This is a genomic window from Paracoccus yibinensis (genome assembly GCF_030846195.1).
GTDB lineage: Bacteria > Pseudomonadota > Alphaproteobacteria > Rhodobacterales > Rhodobacteraceae > Paracoccus > Paracoccus yibinensis.
In genome coordinates, this window is record NZ_JAVCWH010000048.1 from 1 (window position 1) to 4,330 (window position 4,330).

Genomic DNA, 4,330 nt, shown 5'->3' on the forward strand with positions numbered 1-4,330 from the left:
CATCCAGAAGTTCCTTGGAGATCGTCATGCATGCTTCCTTTCGGTGAAGCATGGACCGGATCACTCATACACAAAAGATCGGACACTCTCCAATGCGGATCCAAAGCGGCTCTGATCGGAAAGATCGAGGCCGGGATCATGGCCAGCGATCTGCTCCATGCAGATGACACGCCCACCCTCTTCGGCTATCGGTGCCATACAGGTCTTCGAGAAACCATCAGGCGACTGCGCGCCTCCTCATCGTCTGCTCGTCGGGATGTCGCTCATCGGGAAACGAGAGCTGGACCCTGTTGTCGCCGCAGCAGACATGGAAAAACCCTGCCGGAACCAGCAGGGCGCAATCGCTAATCACTGTCCATCATGAGATAAGCACGGTTAATGCGGCTTGCTGCCGAAAGTTCCCGCACGTCCTCAACAAATATTCCCTTGGCACGTCCTAGAGCCGAGGAGCTTCCAGAGTGCGGCGGAGTACCTGTCTGGTCTGTCACTTCAGGAGATGCCACGTCGCCGGACTTAAGAAAAAAGCAGTACATCGCCTAGGGGACAGAAATTCCTCCTTTCTTTACCGCTTCAACTTCCCTGTAAGGCTCTGTCGGTGGTGCGTGCCAATTCTCTGGATAACGCACTTCCAGGCGAGCATCTGCGGCTTCCTGACCCCTTGCCGGGGCTCTTCTCGTTGCTTTGACAGCACGGTGCCGATCCCATGCGGATTGCCTGATATCAGATGTATCTTGCGTAAAAGCCTGTGTAATGGTCCCCTTTCTTACGACTATATTGTTGCGCGATTTATCTAGTTTCGACCTGTTTGATCTAAAAGGATAATTGTAGAAAGCGCATAACTTCCATGAACAACCATGCCATGCTCACGAGCCCGGACAGCTTCAATGCGCTCCTCGTGTCTGTGTCGGTTGTCATCGCAGTGGCGGGTGCTTACGCCGCTCTCGATCTCGCGGCCAGGGCGCACAGGGAGCCACAGGATCGGCTTCTCTGGATCAGTGCCGCAGCGCTCGCCTTCGGGGCAGGCGTATGGAGCATGCATTTTGTTGGCATGCTCGCCTACCGCGCTCCCGTACCCGTGTCCTATGATGTCGCGCTTACCGGGACATCCCTTGTTGCGGTCCTGGTTGCCTCCTGGTGTGGGTTCAACCTGGCGGCGCGCCGCAGCACCCGGTGGTGGACGATCCCGGCGGCGGGCGTTGTTACGGGTACGGGTGTTTGTGCCATGCATTACATCGGCATGGCGGGCATGCAGATGCCGGCAGAGATGTCCTACGACCCGGGCCTCTTCGCCATCTCAATTCTCTGCGCGTTGGCTTCCTCGACGCTTGCGCTGTGGCTGGCCTTTCGCCAACTGAGCATGGTGCAGGGCGTGATCGGCGCCATCATCCTCGGGACTGGCGTTTCAGGCTTGCATTATATCGGCATGGCGGCTGTTCATATCGGCACCATGCATGAGGTGCCGATCGCGTCCGCCTCAGGTGCGGCGCGGCCCGGGATCGCGGTATCGGCAACCCTCGGCGCAATCGGCATCTTTCTTTGGATCATCGTGGGTTCGCTGCTGGAACGCTGGCGGGCCTTGCAGGCCATTGCGAGAGAGCAGGCGCGATACCAATCGATCGTCGATACTGCAGTAGACCCGATCATCGTGAGCGATCAGGATGGGAGCATTATCTCTTTCAACGCAGCCGCAGAACGTGCCTTTGGCTACAAGGCGAGTGAAGCAGTTGGCACGAATATCCGCCTGGTAATCCCCGATGTGCATGGGGATGCCTCTGACAGCGACCTGAAGCGAGACCACCGCACAGGCGAGCGCCGCGTCATGGAAGGCGGTCGGGAGGTCAAGGGCCGACGGAAGAACGGCACGACCTTTCCCATCGACCTGGCCGTCACAGAATGGTGGTCGGGCAATCAACGGTACTACACCGGAATTCTTCGTGATCGGACTGAGCAACAGCAAGCCGAGCAGGCGCTTTTCCAGAGCGAACAACGCCTCTCCATGGCCATCGAGGCGACGGGGGGCGGTGTGTTCGAATACCATCTTCCTCTCACGGAGGATGTATATGTAAGCCCCAGGGCCTGCGAGATCCTGGGCTATGCCGAGCTTCCCTTTGAGCCTCGCCACTTCGAGCTCTGGTTCAGCGAGCAACTCCATCCAGAGGATCTGGCGGACTGGCAACAATCCTATGAGGCTTTCCTGAGCGGACGTCAGACGCGTCACGAACTGGATATGCGTCTGAAACATCGCGACGGGCACTGGGTCTGGGTGCGCGTGATGGCTCAGGCCGTGGGCCGCGACGGCTCAGGCGCAATCTGTCAAGTGTCGGGAATGATTTTTGACATTACCTCCCGGAAGGAGGCACAGCAGGCCGTAGAGCATCTCGCGTTCCACGATCCGCTGACAGAACTGCCCAACCGAACGCTCTTCAACACCCGTCTTTCAGAAGCGTTGGAGCATGCCGAGAGGATCGGGGCTCGTGTTGCTGTTGTCATGATCGACTTGGATAATTTCAAGTACGTGAACGATACACTGGGACACAGGGGCGGAGACGATCTCCTCAAGATCGTCAGCAGGCGCATTGTGGGTGCGATACGGGAATATGATACGGTCGCTCGACTGGGGGGCGACGAGTTTGCAGTTATTCTCTCAGATATTCGCTTGCGCGAGGGCATTGACGCCTGTGTTCGCCGACTCCGCACCGCACTGGCCCATCCGACGCGCATCGAGGATCACCCTATTTCGATCACGGCAAGCTTTGGAATTGCCTGTTTCCCGGACGATGCTGATGACACCGACGATCTGCTGCGGCATGCTGATTTGGCGCTTTACAAAGCAAAGGAGCAGCCTGCCGACAGCAACGTGTGTTTCTTCGAAGAAAAGCTTGCCCTAACTGCGGCGCGACGCGCTCGGGTAGAAAGGGATCTCCGCCGGGCAGTCGAGCAGCAGGAGTTTCGGCTGTACTACCAGCCTCAGGTCGAGCTTGGGACCGGAAGGATCCGGACTGTGGAGGCTCTCGTCCGATGGGAACACCCTACAAGGGGCCTGATGCTGCCAGGTGAGTTCATCAGCGTTGCGGAAAGTTCCGGCATCATCCGCTCCGTCGGGGCATGGGTTCTGCAAGAGGCTTGCCGCCAGCAGGCGCAGTGGAGGGCTCAAGGTTATCTGACGAAGATCGCCGTAAATGTTTCACCGGCGGAAATCAACGTCGGCGATTTCACAGGCGTGCTCGATGCTGCACTGCAATACCATTCAGGGATTGAAAGCTCGATCGAACTTGAAATCACCGAAGGGCTCCTGATGGATATCGACGCACCGTCAGTCCGGCGATTCCTGAAGGCTCTGGCTTCCCGGAACATGGACCTTGCTCTTGATGATTTCGGAAAGGGTTTTTCCTCCCTGAGCTACCTCGGGCGTCTGCCCTTCTCGAAGGTCAAAATCGACCGATCATTCGTAGCACGCATTGGTCAGAGCAATGACAATGCCTTGATTGAGACCATCATCAATCTGGGCCACCGCCTGGGAAAACGTGTTGTCGCCGAAGGCGTGGAAACAGAAGTGCAGCACAGATACCTTGAGCAGGTTGGATGCGATGACGTTCAAGGATACCTGTATTGTCATCCCCTCGACGAAACGACCATGACGTCGCTCCTTGCTCAAGGCACTCTGCTGATCCCAGGACAAAGCGCTTCGCTGAGTGCCATTTGATCTGAAGTTGATTGGCCACTATCCTGTAAGTTCCTGTAAAGTCTAATTTCTTACAGAGCATAAGAATATGTTGTATAAATTGCAACTACAGCGTGTATTATTGCATCAGTGACCTGCAGGTTATCATCCATGATATTGGCACGTCGGTTAAAGAGGACCAGGCAATGCGTATTTTATTGATCGAGGACGATCCCAGAACCGCACGCGCCATTGAGCTGATGCTGAGCGCCGCCAGCCACAATGTCTTTCGAACCGACATGGGCGAGGAGGGGATCGACCTTGCCAAGCTCTATGACTACGACCTGATCCTTCTCGATCTGGACCTCCCCGACATGCACGGGATGGAGGTGCTGCGCCACCTGCGCCTGGCGCGTGTCGATACACCGATCCTGATCCTGACCGGTTCTGATGATACCGAAAGCAAGCTGCGGGGCTTCGGTGCGCGCACCACGGTGATCCGACCACACATTCCATGAACATCCGACCGGGCATTCCACGACCATCCGACCACCCGTTCCAGCCGCATCCGACCAGGCTGAGCTGAGCGGGTTCCGTCACGCGGGGCGGGTCTGAGGCAGACCACCTGCGCTACCCAGAAGCTGTTGCGACAGCGGAAGAAGGGGCGCG

General features: G+C 57.3%; 1 protein-coding gene and 1 pseudogene. Both read left to right on the plus strand.

Annotated features, from left to right (window positions below; translation table 11 throughout):
• The first annotated feature begins 844 nt into the window (after positions 1–844).
• The gene (locus tag RAH32_RS21215; RefSeq protein ID WP_306610380.1) at positions 845–3,703 is read left to right on the plus strand and encodes a bifunctional diguanylate cyclase/phosphodiesterase; all 2,859 of its coding nucleotides are present in this window, start codon (positions 845–847) and stop codon (positions 3,701–3,703) included.
• A gap of 164 nt (positions 3,704–3,867) precedes the next feature.
• Positions 3,868–4,143: pseudogene (locus RAH32_RS21220) on the plus strand (response regulator); the annotation flags it as partial.
• Positions 4,144–4,330: the final 187 nt, after the last annotated feature.

What these genes read in the sequence shown, in the direction of transcription:
- RAH32_RS21215 (WP_306610380.1), top strand. Translation starts at nt 845, where the DNA reads ATGAACAACCATGCCATGCTCACGAGCCCGGACAGCTTCAATGCGCTC.